Here is a 19073-nt window from a genome sequence, read left to right as displayed (position 1 = left end):
GTGAGCGCGGACCTTGATGCAAATCAAGCGGAGGCAAAAAAACCTTGGTTCGACATGCATATTTCTTTGGCTATGGCAGCCTCGTGAACCGCACGACCCACGGCTTTGGGGGGGCGCGCCCCGCGCGCCTGTCGGGGTGGCGGCGGGTGTGGCGGCACACCACGCTGCGCCCGGTGGCCTATCTGACGGTGGTCCCTGACGACGATGCCGAGATCGACGGGCTGATCGCGCCGGTGCCGGGTGCGGACTGGCCCGCGCTCGACGCGCGCGAGGCCGCGTATGTGCGCGCACCGGCCGCCGATCAGGTGCGCCATGACCTGCCCCACTCCCCCGAAATCGCCGTCTACACCATCCCCGAGGGCCATCACGGCGCGCCGACGGCGGCGCACCCGATCCTACTGAGCTATATCGACGTGGTGGTGCAGGGCTATCTGCACGAGTTCGGCGAAGATGGGGTGGCGCGGTTCTTTGACACGACAGGGGGCTGGGACGCGCCGGTGCTCGACGACCGCGCCGCGCCGCGCTATCCGCGCCACCGGGGGCTGAGCGATGCCGAGCGCGCGCTCACCGATGCGCACCTTGCCTGCGTCGGTGCCCCGCGCATCGCGGCGACGGGCTGAGAAAAGGCGAATGATCCAGGGCGGAGGCTAATGGGCGGCCTGGCCCTCGCTCAGACCAGTTCGACCGCGTAGCTTTCGATCACGGTGTTGGCGAGCAGCTTCTCGCACATCTGAGTCACCGTCTCGCGGGCCTTGTCGGCGTCGGTCTCGGCGAGGTCGAGCTCGATCACCTTGCCCTGCCGCACGCCTTCGACACCGTCGAATCCGAGCGACCCGAGGGCGTGGCGCACCGCCTCGCCCTGCGGGTCGAGCACGCCGGTTTTCAGCATCACGTGAACGCGGGCCTTCATCCTCGCACTCCTTCAGTTGATGAGCGTGGGGCGCGTCATGGGCGTCGCGCCCTTGGGCATGACGCCGAGGCGGTTGGCCACCTCGGTATAGGCGTCGGTGAGCGAGCCCAGATCGCGGCGGAACACGTCCTTGTCGAGCTTCTGCCCGGTCTTGATGTCCCACAACCGGCAGCTATCGGGGCTGATCTCGTCGGCAACGATCAGGCGCTGGAAATCGCCCTCGTAGACGCGGCCAACCTCGATCTTGAAATCCACCAGACGGATGCCCACGCCATACATCACGCCGGACATGAAATCGTTGACCCGCAGCGCGAGGCTGAGGATGTCGTCCATGTCCTGCTGCGTGGCCCAGCCAAAGGCGGCGATATGTTCCTCGGTCACCAGCGGATCGCCAAGCGCATCGTCCTTGAGGCAGTATTCGACGATCGGGCGCGGAAGCTGCGTGCCTTCGTCCATGCCCAGCCGTTTGGCCATCGTGCCGGCGGCATAGTTGCGCACGATCACTTCGAGCGGGACAATCTCGCAGGCGCGCACGAGCTGTTCGCGCATGTTCACGCGGCGGATGAAATGCGTGGGCACGCCGACGGCATTGAGCCCGGCCATGAAGTATTCCGACAGCATGTTGTTCAGCACGCCCTTGCCCTCGATCACCGCCTTCTTCTCGGCGTTGAAGGCGGTGGCGTCATCCTTGAAATACTGGATGATGGTGCCCGGCTCGGGGCCTTCGTAGAGAATCTTGGCCTTGCCTTCGTAGATTTTCTTGCGCCGTGCCATGCAGTCTCCGTCGCTGGGCTGGGGGGCGTGGGGAAGTCACGCCGATGCGTTCTCATAGTGCAAGCCCCGCGCGGTCGCAAGGTGTCGCATCGGGGCAGAGCCTCTTGCCCTTGCGGGGCGCAGAGGGCATATCGGACACGAATGCAATCAGTGCAAGGGGACCGGCCCGATGACCACCTTCGACGAACGTGAAAGCGCCTTCGAGAACAAGTTCGCCCATGACGAGGAAATGAAATTCCGTGCCGAAGCGCGGCGCAACAAGCTCCTGGGTCTGTGGGCGGCCGAGTTGCTGGGCAAGACCGGCGAAGCAGCCAACGAATATGCCATCACGGTGGTCAAGGCCGATTTCGAGGAGGCCGGGCACGAGGACGTGGTGCGCAAGGTGGCCGCCGACCTGGGCGACATCGCCGATGCCGACACGATCCGCGCCAAGATGGACGAGCTGCTCAAGGTGGCCAAGGATCAGCTCGTCAAGGAACACTGAGCGGGCGCGATTCAAGCGCGCCTCACGTTCTTGATGAGGATTTCTGGTTTGCATTCCGGAGCGGGCAATGGCATCGCTTCCGGTCTTAGAGTTTGCGGGAAGCGCGATATGACCGACGCCCTCACCAAGATGCTCGCCGGGCGCGAGTGGATTCTCGCAGACGGTGCCACGGGCACAAACCTGTTCAACATGGGCCTGCAATCCGGCGATGCGCCGGAACTGTGGAACGAGGATCACCCGGACCGTATCCGCGCACTTTATCAAAGCGCGGTGGACGCGGGCAGCGACCTGTTTCTGACCAATTCCTTTGGCGGCAACGCCGCGCGGCTCAAGCTGCACGGTGCCGAGAAGCGCGCGCGACAGCTCTCGCAGATCGCCGCAGAGATCGGGCGCGACGTGGCCGACCGCTGCGACCGCCCGCTGGTGGTGGCGGGCTCGGTCGGGCCGACGGGCGAGATCATGGCGCCGATGGGGGCGCTGACGCATTCGCTCGCGGTGGAGATATTCCACGAGCAGGCCGAGGGTCTCAAGGAAGGCGGGGCCGACGTGCTCTGGCTCGAGACGATCAGCGCGCCCGAGGAATACAAGGCCGCGGCGGAGGCATTCGCGCTCGCCGGGATGCCGTGGTGCGGAACCATGAGCTTTGACACGGCGGGGCGCACCATGATGGGGCTGACCTCGGAAGACATGGCGAAAATGGTGGAAAAGCTGCCCAACCCGCCCATCGCCTATGGTGCGAATTGCGGCGTGGGGGCATCGGACCTGTTGCGCACGGTGCTGGGATTCGTGGCGCAGGGATCGGAACGGCCGATCATCGCCAAGGGCAACGCCGGCATCCCCAAATACCATGACGGGCACATCCATTACGATGGCACGCCGGAACTGATGGCCGAATACGCGGTGCTGGCGCGCGACGCGGGTGCGCGCATCATCGGCGGCTGCTGCGGCACGATGGGCGATCACCTGCGCCTGATGCGTGCCGCGCTGGAAGAGCGCCCCTTGGGGCCGCGCCCCACGCCCGAGCAGATTACCGACAAGATCGGGCCGTTCTCATCGCCCTCCGACGGGACCGGCGAGGATGCGGCACAACCCCGCCGCACGCGCCGCCGCCGCGCCTGAACCGGGCTCAGACCCCCAGCGCGCGCAGCACCTGCGGCATGGTCTCGGGCAGATCCTCGGCGATGAGGCCGGGACCGAACCTGCGGGCAGCCTCGACATGGAGCCAGGCGGCGGCCTCTGCTGCCTGTGCCGGGCCGATGCCCCGCGCTATCATTCCGGTCACAAGCCCCGCCAGCACATCACCCGATCCGGCGGTTGCCAGCCACGGGGCCGCGCGGTCGTAGTGCGCGGCGTGGATGCAGCACCGCCCGCCGGGCGCGGCAATCACGGTGTCCGGCCCCTTGAGCAGCACCACGCAGCCTGCCCGTTCCGCTGCTGCGCGCGTGGCATCCACTCTGGAACAGGCGGGGCCCTTGGTGGCGGGCGCGTTCAGCGTCTCTGCAATATCCGGGAACAGCCGCGCGAATTCGCCCGCGTGCGGTGTCAGGATGCAGCCGGCATGCAGCATCTCGAAGAGGGTCTCCGGCGCGTCTTCAAAGGCCGTCAACGCATCGGCATCGAGCACCACGCCGGGCGCGTGTGCAGCCCTTAGCGCCACCGGCACCAGCGCCCGCGCCCGCGCGATCCCCAGCCCCGGCCCGAGGCAGAGCGCGGTAAGGCGCCGGTCCTCCAGCGCGGCGGCCAGCCCCTCGGCCCCATCCACGCGGGCCAGCATCAGCGCGGTGATCTGCGCGGCGACCTCCATCTGTGCCGATCCCGGCACGCCCAGCGTCACCAGCCCCGCCCCGACCCGGAGCGCCGCCCGCGCGGCGAGCCGCGCGGCCCCCGTGCGTCCGGCCCCGCCGGTCAGCACCAGCGCATGACCGTGGCCGTATTTGTGCGCCCCTGCCCCCTTGGCAAGTCGCGCCGCGCCGGGGGCGGGGCACAGCGTGATCGCACCCGCCACGTCGCCGTCGCGCAGGCCGATATCCGCAACCGCGAGAGCGCCGCAATGGCCGGGGCCGTCCGCCAGGTAATGACCCTGCTTGGCGGAGTGAAAGGTCACGGTGAGATCGGCGCGCATCGCCGCACCGAGCACGCGCCCGCTATCGGCGCAGAGCCCCGAGGGAATATCGACGGCCACGCAGCGCGACGCGGGACGCGCGACCAGATCGGCCCAAACCCCCTCGAGCGGGCGCGTGAGCCCGGTGCCGAACAGCGCATCGACCACCAGCGCGGCATCCCCGGCCGCCGCAGCCGCGCGCGCGTCGTCGATCGGGCGGGTGGTGCCGAGCGCAGACCACCGCCGTTGGTTGGCCCGCGCATCGGGCGGCAGCCGCTCGGGATCGCCCAGGAGGAACGCCTGCACGTCCCAGCCCCACTCCTTCAGGAGCCGCGCCACGACAAAGCCGTCGCCGCCGTTGTTGCCCGGTCCGCACAGCACCAATGCGCGCTGCGGCGCGCGCGAGAGATCGGGCCAGTGTGCGAACGCGGCCTCTACCACACCGCGCCCCGCGCGCTCCATCAGCTCCAGCCCCGTCACCGCGCCCGACTCGATGGCGGCGGTTTCCTCGGCCCGCATCTGCGCAGCGGTGAGCAGATTGTTCATCGGCATCGGCCCTCCTGTCCCCGGCGCGATTCAATTTCGCCCGGTTTTGTGGCATTTTGCACATTTTTTAGGCATAAGCATCAAAACCGGCGGCGCGAACGCCCAAATTCCAGCCTATCCGATTGTCGGTGCCCGCGGGAAGTGGTCTGAGCGGGGTCGAACACGGTCAGGGAGCTCTTTTGCCATGAAAAAGATCGAGGCGATCATCAAGCCATTCAAGCTGGACGAGGTGAAAGAAGCCTTGCAGGAGGCCGGTATCCAGGGTCTCTCGGTGATCGAGGTCAAGGGATTTGGCCGCCAGAAAGGGCATACCGAACTGTATCGCGGGGCGGAATACGTCGTCGACTTCCTGCCCAAGGTCAAGATCGACGTGGTCGTCGATGACGATCAGGTCGAGGGCGCGATCGAGGCCATTGTGGACGCGGCGCGCACCGACAAGATCGGGGACGGCAAGATCTTCGTCAGCCCCATCGAGCACGCCATCCGCATCCGCACCGGCGAGACCGGGCCGGACGCGCTCTGACCCGCCCTCGTCACCCACATCTCTTCACAGCAACGAACACATCAACGAAAGGGACCAGCGCATGAGCACAGACGCGCTTCTCAAGCAGATCAAGGACGAGGATATCGAGTATGTCGATATCCGCTTCACCGACCCGCGCGGCAAGCTGCAGCACGTGACCGTGATGGCCGATCAGGTCGATGAGGATTTCCTCGAGGAAGGGTTCATGTTCGACGGCTCGTCGATCCAGGGCTGGAAATCCATCGAGGCCTCGGACATGAAGCTCATGCCCGACACCGAAAGCGCCTATGTCGATCCGTTCTACGCCGAGAAGACGCTTTGCGTGCACTGCTCGGTGGTCGAGCCCGACACCGGCGAGCCCTATAATCGCGACCCGCGCGGCACCGCGGAAAAGGCCGAGGCCTACCTGAAATCGAGCGGCATCGGCGACACGGCCTTCTTCGGGCCGGAGGCGGAGTTTTTCATCTTCGACGATGTCCGCATCAGCAACAAGATCAACAAGGTGTCCTACGAGGTCGATGCGATCGACGCCTCCTGGAACACCGATACCGAATACGAGATGGGCAACACCGGCCACCGCCCCGGCGTCAAGGGCGGCTACTTCCCGGTCAACCCGATTGATGACGGGCAGGACATCCGCTCGGAAATGCTCTCGACCATGAAACGCCTCGGCATGAAGGTGGACAAGCACCACCACGAGGTGGCGTCGTGTCAGCACGAGCTGGGCCTGATCTTCGACAGCCTGACCAAGCAGGCCGACGAGCTTCAGAAATACAAGTATGTCATCCACAACGTCGCGCAAGCCTATGGCAAGTCGGCCACCTTCATGCCCAAGCCGATCTATGGCGACAACGGCACCGGCATGCATGTCAACATGTCGATCTGGAAGGACGGCAAACCGCTTTTCGCGGGCGACAAGTATGCCGATCTGAGCCAGGAGGCGCTGTGGTTCATCGGCGGTCTGCTCAAGCATGCCAAGACGCTCAACGCCTTTACCAACCCCTCGACCAACAGCTACAAGCGGCTGATCCCCGGCTTCGAGGCACCGGTGCTGCGGGCCTATTCGGCGCGCAACCGTTCGGGTTGTATTCGTATCCCGTGGACCGAGAGCCCCAAGGCCAAGCGCGTCGAGGCCCGTTTCCCCGACCCGTCGGCCAACCCCTACCTGTGCTTTGCCGCACTGCTGATGGCCGGGCTCGACGGGATCAAGTCGCGCATCGACCCGGGCGAGGCGATGGACAAGAACCTCTACGACCTGCCGGCCGAGGAGCTCGAAGGCATCCCCACGGTCTGCGGCAGCCTTCGCGAGGCAGTGGACGCGCTCGCGGCCGATCACGAATTCCTGCTCGCGGGTGACGTGTTCACCAAGGATCAGATCGATGGCTATATCGAGCTCAAGATGGACGAGATCGAGCTCTACGAGCACACGCCGCACCCGGTTGAATTCCTGATGTACTACAGCTGCTGAGGCAGCGGCGGCACAATCCCGCCAGACTTGCAACCATGAGGCGTCCCGCTTGCGGGGCGCCTTTCTCTTTGCGTGCGGGTCGTTTCGTGTAGCGCGCCAATATGCCCATTCCAGACACTTTGCCTAAATGTATCCGCATTTGAAACAAACTGGTTGCCATATTTCCTGCCAGTTAGATGGCTGAACAGCAACCGACGGGTGCCACCATGACCGATACAATGCAAAAGGTTCAGGCAGGACTAGTGTTCTTGGGTAAGAAGTCCTTTGATATTGCCGCGATCACCTGCGGCATTGCCGACGCGCTTGACCGTCTGGGCGAGCGGGTAGAGGAACGGCGCTGCGAAAGCGACACGCAGGCAACGGTGCGCGCGCGCGGACTTGTCTGCCGGGTGCGGATCACCGAGGGTCGGCCACTGCCGCGAATCGACACCAACCCGGCGCATATCCTCGAGCTGAGCCTTGGGCGCGGGGCGGACGAAGAAGCGCGCGCGCAGACGTCCTCCGAGACGCTGATCGCGCATCTGCTCGCCGGGCTTCAGGCGACGCTTGTGCCCGATTACGTGCAATGGACCGACCCACGTGCAGTGCTGACGCGGGCCGAGTTCCGCACAGCCGTGGCCAACACCGCCGCGATGCCCGCGCCGGTGCGCCCCGCGCCCGCAGCGACCGACCGCCGCCGCAAGCGGCTGCCCGATGTCGAGACAGCCTATGCACAATTGCGCGCACAGATGCCCGGCTTTGGCCGCGACCGGAGCGAAGAAGAGCGACTCGATGCGCTGCGCGCCGCGTTTCGCGACCCCGACCCGGCAGAGGTCGAGGCCATATCGCAACCCGACGATATCCGCGAACCGACCGCGCCGTTGCGGCTCAGCGTCTGGATGTTGACCTTTGCCATCGGTCTCTTCGCCCTGCCGGTCGCCGCGGCGCTCACGGTCGTCAACCTGCTGCGTGGCGAGAATATGCGCCTCGCCTCGCAGACGGCAGCGCTGACCGGCACGTTCATGGTGCTGGCCACGCATGGGCAGATCGCACAGGCGGCCAACCTGATCGTGGCCCTGGGCGGATGACACGCGCGCGCCCCGCAGCCGCACCCGCGAGGGGCCTTGTCCCACCGCAGTGGCGCGGTATGGCGGCACCGTGTGTGCACCGAGGGGGAGAGTGACGATGCAAGGCAAGCCGACAGCCGCCGCGCCGCGCCTCGCGGCCTTGGGCCTTTGGACTGCCACGCTGCTAATCGGCACCGGGGCGGCATGGGCTGCCGAATGCGGCAACAGTGCGCAGGGCTTCGAGGCGTGGAAACGCGATTTCGCACGACAAGCCGCCAACGCGGGTGTCGATCAGCGCGGGATAGAGGCGCTGCGCGGGGCCACCTATGCGCGATCCACCATCGCCGCCGACCGCAATCAGAAGAGCTTTCGCTACAGCTTCGACAAGTTCATGGAAATCCGCGGCGCGTCGGTCATCGTGGCGCAGGGCCGCAAGCGGCTGGCACGCAACGCGGCCTTCTACCAATCGCTCGAGCGGCATTATGGCGTGCCCGCCGGCGTGCTGATCGCGATCCACGGGATGGAGACGGGATTCGGCCGCTTCATGGGCGACAGTTCGGTGGTCTCGGCCATCGTCACGCTGACCTATGATTGCCGCCGGTCGGATTTCTTCCGTCCCCATGCCATCGGTGCCCTGAAACTGGTGGACCGGGGCGCGATCACCCCCGAGACGCGGGGGGCCCGGCATGGCGAACTGGGTCATACCCAGTTCCTGCCCGGAAACGCGCTGCGTTATGGCGTGGATGGCGATGGTGACGGGCGGGTGGATTTCTATGACCTCGCCGACGCCATGGCCTCGACCGCCAATTACCTGCGCGCCAAGGGCTGGCAGCGGGGCAAGGGCTATCAGGAGGGCGAGCCGAATTTCGCGGTGATCCAGGAATGGAACGCCGCCGGTGTGTATCAGAAGGCGATCGCCATCATGGCGGCACAGATCGACCGGGACTGAGACGGCCCGCGGCCCGGAACGGGGCCAAGCGTGACGGGCGGGATGTGTGCGAAGAGACGGAGAGATAGGTGTAAACGGTGCATATGGTTTCCATCCGCTTCAAGACAGGAGCAAGCCGAGAGGCAAATCATGAGCAGGCAGACATACGGCGAAATCGCCGCACTGGAATATCACGGCCCGCCGGGGATGGAATTTCCCGACATCGTCGAGGAGTTTGACATCGCCTCGCACGGGTTGGCCACGCAGGTGCGCCGCCTGACATGGGACGGCGAAGACATCGCGCTCATCGACCGTGAATGCGTGCGCATCGCGCTTGGCTGGCTGCCGCCGGAGCGCAAGGATCGACCGCATTACCTCGTCATCGCCATCGGCCCGCCGCCGCGGAAAAAGCGCCTTGGCACCGGCTTCGACCCGGGCGCCTACGGCGTGCTGCTGGAGCGCGCGCTGGAGCGGGTGGGCAGCTACCTGCCCTATGATGCGCTTTTGCGCGGCCCGTCCGCGCAGGCGGTCGGCACGGCGCTCCTGGACCGGACATTTGACCTGCTGGGCGCGACCGCGCCTCGGCTGCGGCCCGAGGACATCGAGACCGGCCACCGCAAGCGTGTCGAGGCGCGCGAGGGCGGGTGGCAGCGCGACGCGGTCGAGCCCGAGGCCCTGCCCGCGATCCCGTCGCAGCCGCTGCGCCTGACGGTGGTGACGCTGGGAATGACTCTGTTCCTGCACGCACCACCCGTGGGGGCCGCCCTGCTCGCCTACACCGCCCTGCGCGAGGCTCAGCCGCTTATCAGCGGCTGAGGCCCCGGCTCTCTGATACGAAGCTGTTGCACCCCGTTGACAGCGCGGGTGCCAGTCCCTACTTCGCACCATCATGGGACGCAGGCCCCCGCCGTTCGCGAGGCCGCGCGCCCTTGGTGAAGTCCTGTGAGATATTTTCCCGTTTTCTGACCTTGGGTCACGAACCGGATGACAATGCGAACATCGTCCCGTCGACGCGACCCGCAGGACAGAAACCATGACCAACACGACACTTCCGAATCGAGGCGCACTCAAGGATCACGCCAGGCGCCTGCGTGCCACTCTGGCCGATCAGGGCACCGCCCTCAGTCACAGCGCAGCGCTTGAAACGATCTCGCGGCAATGGGGCTTTCGCGACTGGAATACGCTCTCGGCAGCGCTTGGCAATGCGCCAGCGCCGCGCTGGCAGGTGGGACAGGCCGTCTCGGGCCGCTATCTGGGCCAGGGCTTTACCGGGCGGATCAAGGCGGTGCGTGAGGCCATCGGTGGCCATCAGCATCTGACCATCGTCTTCGACCGGCCCGTCGATGTGGTGCGCTCCGACTGGTTCAGTTCGTACCGGCGGCAAATCAACTGCATCGTGAATGACGCTGGACGCACACTGGCCAAGACGTCCGACGGGCAGCCCCACGTGGTGCTCGACGCAGCCTGAATCATGAAAGGGGGCGTGATCGCGCCCCCTACCGCGCCAAGACGTAGGTGTGGATCGAGAACACGCAGGCGCGCGTGCGCGGCAGGCGCAGCACGCATTGCCGCTCGGAGCGCAGGTAGGGCAGGTCCGCGGTCTCGCTCGGCTGCACGCGCGAGCGCGGCTGGTGCAGCACCGGATCGACATAGTTGAGCGCGTTGAACCGCCACAGGGGCCGCCCCGGCTGCACCCCGTCAAAGAGCCGCTGCACGCGCCGCGCGAGGCCGGCGTCATACTCGGGCACCGGGACGTGGATCGCGGTGAGCGGGCGGCCAATCTTTTCCGCCAACCGCCAGCTTGCCGGAAAGCACAGCACCGCGGCGGTGAGCACATGCTCCTCCCCGCGCTTTTCCATCAGGCATAGGTCCTCCTGCACCAGGTGGCCCAGCGTGCCCATCGGGTCGGCGCGATCGAGGGGCACGGTGACGCCATCGGGCCGCCGCACCTCTTTCTCGGAAATGTCGTAGCCATCGCCGTGCGCGGCCAACCAATCCAGCACGAACTGCAACAGCTCGTCCACCGCCGGACCGGCCCCCTCGGTGACGGCGATCACATCGTCGCGCTGCCCGGCCAGAAGCCGAGCACGCTCCGCCATCTGCGCGGCGAATGCCTCGTCCACGCGAAGCCATGTCGCCGGGTCGAGCGGCGCGATACCGGGTAGCGGGCGGCGCTCCGCCATTTCACGAGGCAGGCTCTGTTGCAGGATCGCGGTCATCTGTCCTCCGGGGTGTAGATCGTCATCATGCGATAGTCCTTGCGCGGGCCGCGCACCGCCCAAGTGACGGTGAATCCCGGCCAGCGACTGAAATCATAGGCCCCGTCATACTGATCGGGGTCGCACCAATGAGCGGTTTCCCCTCCCTCGGGAGGAACGTGGTGAAAGAACCGGCCATCCGCGAAATACACGCGCGGTCCCTCCTCCCAGCGATAGCGCCGCTCCACCCGCATCGGGGCCGCACCCGTCAGGCGCATCTCGCCGGTTTCGACATATTCGAACCCGGTTCCATCCCGCATCCAGATGGCACGGCCCGTCACCACGGCCTCTTGCCCCCCGGCATGGGTGATCCGGCGCTCGAACGCCCACGCCCCCTCGAAATCCTGCAATCGCCTTGCCGTCATCGCGCCCCTCCTTGCCGCGCCCTGCCCATGGCTCTACAAGCGCGCCGAGACCGATACCACCCCATCCGATTGAGGACGACAAGATGATCCCGCGATATTCCCGCCCCGAGATGACCGCCATCTGGGAACCCGCCACCAAATTCCGCATCTGGTACGAGATCGAGGCCCATGCCTGCGACGCAATGGCAAATCTCGGCGTGATCCCGCGCGAGAATGCCGAGGCCGTGTGGAAGGCGAAGGACGTGGAATTCGACGTCGCCCGCATCGACGAGATCGAGGCCGAGACACGCCACGACGTGATCGCGTTTCTCACCCACCTCGCGGAACATGTGGGTAGCGACGAGGCGCGCTTCGTACACCAGGGCATGACAAGCTCGGACGTGCTCGATACCTGCTTCAACATCCAGCTCACCCGCGCCGCCGATATCCTGATCGCGGACACGGAGGCGCTGCTCGGCGCGCTCAAGCGCCGCGCTTTTGAGCACAAGGACACGATTCGCATCGGGCGCAGCCACGGCATCCATGCCGAGCCGACGACGATGGGCCTGACCTTTGCCCGCTTCTACGCCGAGATGGACCGCAACCTCGCCCGCCTGCGTACCGCGCGCGACGAGATCGCCACCGGCGCGATTTCGGGCGCGGTCGGCACCTTCGCCAATATCGACCCGGCGGTCGAGGAGCATGTCTGCGCGCAGCTTGGCCTGAGCCCTGAACCGATCAGCACGCAGGTGATCCCGCGTGACCGGCACGCGGCGTTCTTTGCCGCGCTCGGCGTGGTGGCCTCCTCGGTCGAGAACGTGGCCGTGGAAATCCGCCACATGCAGCGCACCGAGGTGCTGGAGGCGGCCGAGTTCTTCTCGATGGGGCAGAAGGGCTCTTCGGCCATGCCGCACAAGAAGAACCCGGTGCTGACCGAGAACCTGACGGGGCTTGCGCGCATGGTGCGCTCGATGGTCATCCCGGCGATGGAAAACGTGGCGCTCTGGCACGAGCGCGACATTTCGCATTCTTCGGTCGAACGCATGATCGGGCCTGATGCCACCGTGACCCTCGATTTCGCCCTCGCCCGTCTGACCAATGTCATCGACAAGCTGATCGTCTATCCCGAGAACATGATCCGCAACATGAACCGCTTCCCCGGCCTGGTGATGAGCCAGCGCGTCCTCTTGGCCCTCACGCAGGCCGGTGTCAGCCGCGAGGACGCCTATCGCCTCGTGCAGCGCAACGCGCTCAAGGTCTGGGAGACGGGCGTCGATTTCAAGGCCGAGCTGCTCAATGACCCCGAGGTAACCGCTGCTCTCAGCCCCGGCGAAATCGAGGAGAAATTCGACCTCGGCTATCACACCAAGCACGTGGACACGATCTTTGCCCGGGTTTTCGGCGACTGAACGCGACCGGGCGGGAGAATCCCCCGCCCCGGCTTCATCTTTCCATAAATACTCGGTCCCGGTTTCGCCCGCTCAGGCCGGCATCCGCTCCTCAACGATGCCCGCCCACCAGCTACAGCCAGCGGGAATGGCCTCGTCGTTGAAATTGTACTCGGGGTTGTGAACCATCGCCGTATCGCCGTTGCCCACGAGGATATAGGCGCCGGGGCGTTCCTCTAGCATGAAGGCGAAATCCTCGCCGCCCATCACCAGCGGGGCCTCGTCGCAATTGCCCGCGACCCTCGCCGCCACAGAGGCGGCGAAATCGGTCTGGTCCTCGTGGTTGACCATGACCGGGTAGCCGCGGTGATAGGTCACCTCGGCGCTGCCGCCAAAGCCCGCCGTCACATGCTCGCACAGCGCGCGGATGCGCGTCTCGGCCAGGTCGCGCATGGCGGTGCTCATGGTGCGCACCGTGCCCCTGAGATGCACCGAGGCGGGGATCACGTTGAACGCGTTCGAAGAGGTCTGAAACGAGGTGACCGACACCACCACCTGGTCCACCGGGTCGGCGTTGCGGCTGGCGATGGTCTGCAGCATCGTGACCAGATGCGCGGTCATCACCGTGGGGTCCACCGTCTCGTGCGGCTTGGCGGCGTGACCGCCGCGGCCCGTCACCTCGATGTCGAACTGGTCGGTGGCGGCAAAGAAGGCACCGGGACGTATCGCGAAGCTGCCCACCGGTTTGCCCGGCCAGTTGTGCATCCCGTAGACCTCCTGGATGCCAAAGCGTTCCATCATCCCGTCGTCGCACATTTCCTTGCCGCCGCCGCCGCCCTCTTCGGCGGGCTGGAAGATCACCACGGCGGTGCCGTCGAAATTGCGCGTCTCGGCAAGGTAGCGCGCCGCGCCGAGCAGCATCGCGGTGTGCCCGTCGTGGCCGCAGGCATGCATCGCACCGGGGGTTTTGCTGGCATATTCCACCCCGGTGGCCTCGTGGATAGGCAGCGCGTCCATGTCAGCGCGCAGGCCGATCACCTTGCCCGATCCGGTGGATTTGCCGCGAATCACGCCGACCACGCCGGTGCGGCCGATGCCGGTTACCACCTCGTCGCAGCCGAACTCCTTGAGCTTGTCGGCCACCAGCGCGCTGGTGCGATGGGTTTCGTAGAGAATCTCGGGGTTCTGGTGGATGTCGCGTCGCCAGGCGGTGATTTCGTCGTGCAACTCGGCAAAGCGGTTCCTGATGGGCATGAGCCTCTCCTGTTCGCGGGTTCGGGAATGCGCGGAGGTTGGACTAAAGCGCGGGCGGCGGCAAGGGGCCGCGACCTCACCCCGCCGCGAGCCGGTCCACGAGGCTGCGCATGAAGCCATGTCCGGCCTCGAATTGCGCGCGCGTGATGAACTCGTCCGGCTGGTGCGCCTGCGCGATGTCACCCGGCCCGCAGATCGCCGCCGAGTAGCCTGCCGCCTGGAACTGTCCCGCCTCGGTGCCATAGCTGACGACATGGGCCGCGTTGTCACCGGTGACCTGCCGGATCAACGCCTCGGCGGCACCGCCCTCCTCTGGGCGCAGCCCCGGTACGGTGAAGCGGCGCGTGGCGTCGATGCCCGTGTCGGAGCGCACCGTCTGCATTTCGGCCTCGATCTTGCGCACCTCTTCGAGGAACCGCGCGCCCCACTCCTCGGGATCTTCGCCCGGCACCACGCGGAAATCCATGCCGAAACGGCAGTTTCTGGCTGTGATGTTATGCGCGGTGCCGCCCTCGATCTGGCCCACGTGCAGTGTTGTCCAGGGGGGCTCGAACATGGCGGCGAGGTTCGAGGGCTCCCTGGCGCGATTCTCGGCATTCATCCGGTTGGCCCAGTCGATCAGCGGGGCGGCGGCCATGATCGCATTGACGCCCCGGTGCATGAGCGAGGAATGCACCTCGTAGCCGCGCACCTGCACGTCATAGCCCAGCCCCCCCTTGTGGCCGGTCACCGCCTGCATGGTTGTAGGCTCGCCGATGATGGCCAGATCGGCGCGCGGCACCACCCCCTGCATCGCGTCGATCATCGGCGGCGCGCCAAGGCAGCCCACCTCCTCGTCATAGCTGAGTGCCAGTTGCAACGGGCGGACGACGCCGCGGCGGTGCGCCTCGACCAGCGCCCAGATGGCCAGCGCGTCGAATCCCTTCATGTCGGCGCAGCCGCGCCCGAAATACTTGCCCTCGCGCTCGGTCACGGTGAAGGGGTCGGTGCTCCACGCCTGCCCGTCCACCGGCACCACGTCGGTGTGCCCCGACAGCACCACGCCGCCTTCGACCGGCGGCCCGGCATGGGCAAAGAGCGCGGCCTTCTGCCCGGTCTCGTCGGGGTGGCGATGCGCCGTGATGCCATGCCCGGCGAGGTAGTCCTCGACCCAGTCCACGAGGTCGAGATTGCTGTCGCGGCTGACCGTGGGAAAACCCACCAGCCGGGCCATGATCGTCTCGGGCGAAAGGTGTTCCATGCTCAGTACCCGCTGTCGGAGGTCAGCACGAAATGGCCAGGATCGACCTCTTTGTAAACCGACGGCCCGGGCTCGTGCCCGACGGGGTGGATGGGCGAGGGGATCGGTTTGAAATTGAGGTCTTTTTCCGACTTGCGCTTGCGCGGATCGGCGATCGGCACGGCCTTCATCAGCGCTTGCGTATAGGGGTGTTGCGGGTTTTCGAACACGGCGGCACGCGGCCCTAGCTCGACGATGCGGCCCAGGTACATCACGCCCACATCGTGGCTGACGCGCTCGACCACCGCCATGTCGTGGCTGATGAACAGGTACCCGAGGCCGAGATCGGCCTGCAATTCCATCATCAGGTTGATCACCTGCGCCTGCACGCTCACGTCGAGCGCACTCACCGCCTCGTCGGAAACTATCAGCTTGGGATTGAGCGCCAGCGCCCGGGCGATGGCCACGCGCTGCCGCTGGCCGCCCGACAGCTCGTGCGGGAAGCGACGCAGGAACGAGCGCGGCAGTTCCACCCGGTCGAACAGCATCGCCACCCGATCCTCCATCTCCGACTGGCTGACGAGGCCATAATTCTTCATCGGCTCAGCCACTTGCGCGGCGAGCTTCATCTGCGGGTTGAGGCTGGCGAACGGGTCCTGGAAAATCATCTGCATGTCCACCCGTGCGCGGCGCAGGTCGCGGGAACGGAGCGACATGATGTCGGTGCCATCCAAGACCACCTCGCCCGCCATCGGCTCGACCAGCCGCAGGATCGAGCGCCCGGCGGTGGACTTTCCGCAGCCCGACTCGCCCACGAGGCTGAGCGTGCGCCCCTTCTTGAGCGTGAACGACAGGTCCTCGACCGCGTGGACATTGGCCACCGTGCGGCGAAAGAAGCCGCCGGTGACGGGAAAGCGCGTGGTCAGTCCCTTGACCGTGAGCAGCGTCTCGTCGCTGCCCTTGATCGGCTTGATCTCCTGCCCCTCGGTGCCCAAGAGCTTCATCGGCTCGGGCCAGGCCTTGCCGCGCATCTCGCCAAGCTTCGGGACAGCGGCCAGCAGCGCGCGGGTGTACTCGTGCTGGGGTGCTTCGAAAATCTCCTCGACCGGGCCCTCCTCGACCTTGTTGCCGCGGAACATCACGACCACGCGATCGGCCATCTGCGCGACCACGGACATGTCGTGGGTGATGAAGATGACGGCGGTGCCGGTCTCGCGCTTCAAGCGGTCCATGAGGGCCAAGATTTCCGCCTGGATGGTGACATCGAGCGCGGTGGTGGGCTCGTCCGCGATCAAGAGCCGTGGCTTGCAGGCCAGCGCCATGGCAATCACAACCCGCTGCCGCATGCCCCCCGACAGTTCGTGCGGATACTGGTTGAGCCGCCGTTCCGGCTCGGGGATGCGGACCTCGCGCAGCAATTCCAGCGCGCGGGCACGGGCCTTGGCCTTGTCCATGCCGCGATGCACGCGCAGCCCCTCGGAGAGCTGCCGACCCACGGTAAAGACCGGGTTGAGCGCGGTCATCGGCTCCTGAAAGATCATGCCGATCTCGTTGCCGCGGATGGTCCGCATCAGGCTCTGGTCGGTTTTCGCGAGGTCGATCTCGCCACCTTCCTTGCGGTCGAACAGCATCCGCCCACCCGCGATGGTGCCGCCGTCATATTCGATGAGTCGCATCAGCGACAGCGACGAGACCGACTTGCCCGATCCCGATTCGCCCACGATGCAGACCGTCTCGCCCGGATCGACGGAAAAGGACACGTCCTCGACGCCCACGACGCGACCGTCGCGGGTCTCGAATTCGACGCGGAGATTCTCGATCCTCGCCAGCGGTTTGTCGAGCATGACGCGCCTCGCTTTGCATATCGCCCAAGCCCAAACGCTACGCACAAGCGCGGCAGGCTGTCAAACGCCGAACGAAAGCGAACCGCAAGTGCGTTCCATTGACGCCCGCGCTCTTGCTTTTTGACGCAATCCAGTCTGTGATGGCCGCACCGGTTGGGGCCGGGACGGGCAACGCTCTCCCGGCTACCCCGACAAAACGGAACCACAGATGGCCGCAGAGCCATCGCAACAGCGGAGGAAACGCACCGTTATGACCCTCAAACCGATTCTCTTGGGCGCGACCGCACTCGTCGGTCTCGCCTCGATGGCGATGGCCGAACGCGGCTCGGACGGCCACGTGAACCTGATCTACTGGCAGGCGCCGTCGATCATGAACCCCTATCTGACCGGCGGGACCAAGGAGCGCGAGGCCGCGAGCCTCGTGATCGAGCCGCTCGCACGCTATAACGAAAAGGGCGAGTTGGTACCCTACCTGTCCGACGGTATTCCCACCGTCGAGAACGGCGGCGTGGCCGAGGACCTCAAGTCGATCACCTGGAAGATAAAGCCGGGAATGAAATGGTCGGACGGCACGCCCTTCACCGCGAAGGACGTGAAATTCACTGCCGAGTACTGCATGAACCCCGAGGGCGGCTGCGCGCAGCTCGCCAAGTTCGAAGGCGTGTCCGAGGTCGAGGTGGTCGATGACCTGACCGTGACCGTGCATTTCGACGGACCGCAGCCCAACCCGTATGGTCCTTTCACCGGCGGGACATCGCCAATCATCCAGGCCGCACAATATGCCGAGTGCACCGGCGCGCGCGCCTCGGAATGCGCCGATGAAAATTTCCATCCCATCGGCACCGGGCCCTTCGTGGTCGATGAGTTCCGCCCCAATGACGTGATCTCGCTCTCGGCCAACGAGAACTATCGCGATCCCGACAAGCCGGCCTTTGCCACCATGACCTTCAAGGGCGGCGGCGATGCCACCTCGGCGGGCCGTGCGGTGCTGGAGACCGGCGAATTCGACTACGCCTGGAACCTGCAGCTTGCCCCCGACGTGATCGCCAACATGGAAGAGGCAGGCCAAGGCGAAGCAATCGCAGCCTTCGGCACCCTGGTCGAGAGGCTCGAAATGAACCTCACCGATCCCTCGACTGACCTGCCCGATGGCGAACGCGCCACCACCAAGCATCCGCACCCGTTCCTGACCGACCCGGCAGTGCGCAAGGCGCTGTCCATGGCCATCGACCGCGTATTGCTCACCGAGATCGGATACGGCAAGGCGGGCAAGCCGACCTGTGACTGGGTGCCCGCCCCCGAGATCTACGCCGCAAATAACACCCATTGCCTCGAGCAGGACATCGAGGGGGCCAAGGCGCTTCTGGAAGAAGCGGGCTGGACCGACAGTGACGGCGACGGCGTGCGCGAGAAGGATGGAATGAAGCTGTCCGTCCTCTACCAGACTTCGACCAACGCCGTGCGCCAGGATTTCCAGGCGCTCATCAAGCAGTGGTGGGGAGAGATCGGCGTCGAGACCGAGCTGCGCAATATCAATGCGAGCGTCTTTTTCGGCGGCGATCCGGGCAGTCCCGACACCTTCGTCAAGTTCTACGCCGATGTCGAGATGTATGCCAACAACTTCGATGGCACCGACCCGCAGAGCTATCTGGCGTCGCGCACCTGCGAGAAAATTCCGCGCCCCGCGACGCAATGGCAGGGCGAGAACATCAACCGGTATTGCGACCCGGAATATGATGCGCTGATCAAGGAGCTGGGCGGCACCGCAGAACTGTCGAAGCGAGGGGAGATCGCCATCAAGCTCAACAACATGGTCACCAAGGACAGCAATGTGATCATCCCGCTGGTCCATCGTGGCCGCGTTTCGGCCAAATCCAACACGCTCGGCGGTGTGGTGATGAACACCTGGGATACCGAGCTGTGGAACGCGGCTGACTGGTACCGCATCAAGGAGTGATCCGGTTCGCGCCGGATAGGGGCCGGGCA

At 65.8% G+C, this 19073-nt stretch carries 19 protein-coding genes; 11 read left to right on the top strand and 8 right to left on the bottom strand.

All coding sequences use genetic code 11. From position 1 onward, the window contains the following. The first annotated feature begins 44 nt into the window (after positions 1-44). Positions 45-620, top strand: a complete 576-nt coding sequence (locus tag C6W92_RS05840; RefSeq protein WP_129432087.1) for a gamma-glutamylcyclotransferase family protein — start codon at positions 45-47, stop codon at positions 618-620. Between the two features lie 50 nt (positions 621-670). Here C6W92_RS05840 and purS read toward each other — a convergent pair whose 3' ends face one another. Both purS and purC read right to left on the bottom strand, forming a co-directional pair. Further along, positions 671-910 carry a phosphoribosylformylglycinamidine synthase subunit PurS gene (purS, locus tag C6W92_RS05835; protein ID WP_104016993.1) on the bottom strand — a complete coding sequence of 80 codons (240 nt, stop codon included), beginning with the start codon at positions 908-910 and terminating at the stop codon, positions 671-673. 12 nt (positions 911-922) lie between these two features. After that, complete coding sequence (gene purC / locus C6W92_RS05830; protein ID WP_104016994.1) at positions 923-1684, bottom strand: phosphoribosylaminoimidazolesuccinocarboxamide synthase; 762 nt, start codon at positions 1682-1684, stop codon at positions 923-925. A 169-nt stretch (positions 1685-1853) separates the two neighbouring features. Here purC and C6W92_RS05825 point away from each other — a divergent pair, with 169 nt between their 5' ends. Next, positions 1854-2168: a DUF1476 domain-containing protein gene (locus C6W92_RS05825; RefSeq protein ID WP_129432086.1), complete on the top strand. Its 315-nt coding sequence runs from the start codon at positions 1854-1856 to the stop codon at positions 2166-2168. 108 nt (positions 2169-2276) lie between these two features. Next, positions 2277-3287: a betaine--homocysteine S-methyltransferase gene (gene bmt, locus C6W92_RS05820; protein WP_129432085.1), complete on the top strand. Its 1011-nt coding sequence runs from the start codon at positions 2277-2279 to the stop codon at positions 3285-3287. Positions 3288-3294: 7 nt separating this feature from the next. Here bmt and C6W92_RS05815 read toward each other — a convergent pair whose 3' ends face one another. Further along, positions 3295-4815, bottom strand: coding sequence for an NAD(P)H-hydrate epimerase (locus tag C6W92_RS05815; protein WP_129432108.1), 1521 nt, complete (start codon positions 4813-4815; stop codon positions 3295-3297). 184 nt (positions 4816-4999) lie between these two features. Here C6W92_RS05815 and C6W92_RS05810 point away from each other — a divergent pair, with 184 nt between their 5' ends. The 6 genes from C6W92_RS05810 (at position 5000) to C6W92_RS05785 (ending at position 10248) form a co-directional block, all read left to right on the top strand. Further along, on the top strand, positions 5000-5338 hold the full coding sequence (locus C6W92_RS05810) for a P-II family nitrogen regulator (protein ID WP_104016997.1): 339 nt from the start codon (positions 5000-5002) through the stop codon (positions 5336-5338). Between the two features lie 61 nt (positions 5339-5399). Then, positions 5400-6806, top strand: coding sequence for a type I glutamate--ammonia ligase (glnA, locus tag C6W92_RS05805; protein ID WP_129432084.1), 1407 nt, complete (start codon positions 5400-5402; stop codon positions 6804-6806). Between the two features lie 176 nt (positions 6807-6982). Then, positions 6983-7873 carry a hypothetical protein gene (locus C6W92_RS05800; protein WP_129432083.1) on the top strand — a complete coding sequence of 297 codons (891 nt, stop codon included), beginning with the start codon at positions 6983-6985 and terminating at the stop codon, positions 7871-7873. Positions 7874-7970: 97 nt separating this feature from the next. Next, positions 7971-8801 (top strand): lytic murein transglycosylase, encoded by an 831-nt coding sequence (locus C6W92_RS05795; RefSeq protein ID WP_129432082.1) that lies wholly within the window; start codon positions 7971-7973, stop codon positions 8799-8801. A 129-nt stretch (positions 8802-8930) separates the two neighbouring features. Then, positions 8931-9596, top strand: coding sequence for a hypothetical protein (locus C6W92_RS05790; RefSeq protein ID WP_129432081.1), 666 nt, complete (start codon positions 8931-8933; stop codon positions 9594-9596). A gap of 217 nt (positions 9597-9813) precedes the next feature. Then, positions 9814-10248 (top strand): glyoxalase superfamily protein, encoded by a 435-nt coding sequence (locus tag C6W92_RS05785; protein WP_129432080.1) that lies wholly within the window; start codon positions 9814-9816, stop codon positions 10246-10248. Positions 10249-10276: 28 nt separating this feature from the next. Here C6W92_RS05785 and C6W92_RS05780 read toward each other — a convergent pair whose 3' ends face one another. Beyond that, positions 10277-10999: a DUF3445 domain-containing protein gene (locus C6W92_RS05780; RefSeq protein WP_129432079.1), complete on the bottom strand. Its 723-nt coding sequence runs from the start codon at positions 10997-10999 to the stop codon at positions 10277-10279. Further along, complete coding sequence (locus C6W92_RS05775) at positions 10996-11403, bottom strand: DUF6314 family protein (RefSeq protein WP_129432078.1); 408 nt, start codon at positions 11401-11403, stop codon at positions 10996-10998. Before C6W92_RS05775 ends, C6W92_RS05780 begins: the two co-directional genes overlap by 4 nt. An 83-nt stretch (positions 11404-11486) precedes the next feature. Between C6W92_RS05775 and purB the strand changes: the two genes are divergently transcribed. Continuing rightward, positions 11487-12791, top strand: coding sequence for an adenylosuccinate lyase (purB, locus tag C6W92_RS05770; RefSeq protein WP_129432077.1), 1305 nt, complete (start codon positions 11487-11489; stop codon positions 12789-12791). Between the two features lie 72 nt (positions 12792-12863). Here purB and C6W92_RS05765 read toward each other — a convergent pair whose 3' ends face one another. The 3 genes from C6W92_RS05765 to C6W92_RS05755 form a co-directional block, all read right to left on the bottom strand. Further along, positions 12864-14024: a M20 aminoacylase family protein gene (locus tag C6W92_RS05765; protein WP_129432076.1), complete on the bottom strand. Its 1161-nt coding sequence runs from the start codon at positions 14022-14024 to the stop codon at positions 12864-12866. Between the two features lie 76 nt (positions 14025-14100). Further along, on the bottom strand, positions 14101-15264 hold the full coding sequence (argE, locus tag C6W92_RS05760) for an acetylornithine deacetylase (protein ID WP_129432075.1): 1164 nt from the start codon (positions 15262-15264) through the stop codon (positions 14101-14103). A gap of 2 nt (positions 15265-15266) precedes the next feature. After that, a complete protein-coding gene (locus C6W92_RS05755; protein ID WP_129432074.1) occupies positions 15267-17087 on the bottom strand; it encodes an ABC transporter ATP-binding protein in 1821 nt (606 codons plus the stop codon). Positions 17088-17337: 250 nt separating this feature from the next. On the opposite strand from C6W92_RS05755, the gene C6W92_RS05750 reads away from it, so the two are divergent. Continuing rightward, on the top strand, positions 17338-19044 hold the full coding sequence (locus C6W92_RS05750) for a peptide ABC transporter substrate-binding protein (RefSeq protein WP_129432073.1): 1707 nt from the start codon (positions 17338-17340) through the stop codon (positions 19042-19044). Positions 19045-19073 lie beyond the last annotated feature (29 nt).

The sequence above is a fragment of the Roseovarius sp. A46 genome, from assembly GCF_004126395.1.
GTDB lineage: Bacteria > Pseudomonadota > Alphaproteobacteria > Rhodobacterales > Rhodobacteraceae > Roseovarius > Roseovarius nitratireducens.
This window is presented reverse-complemented; position numbering and strand designations above follow the sequence as displayed.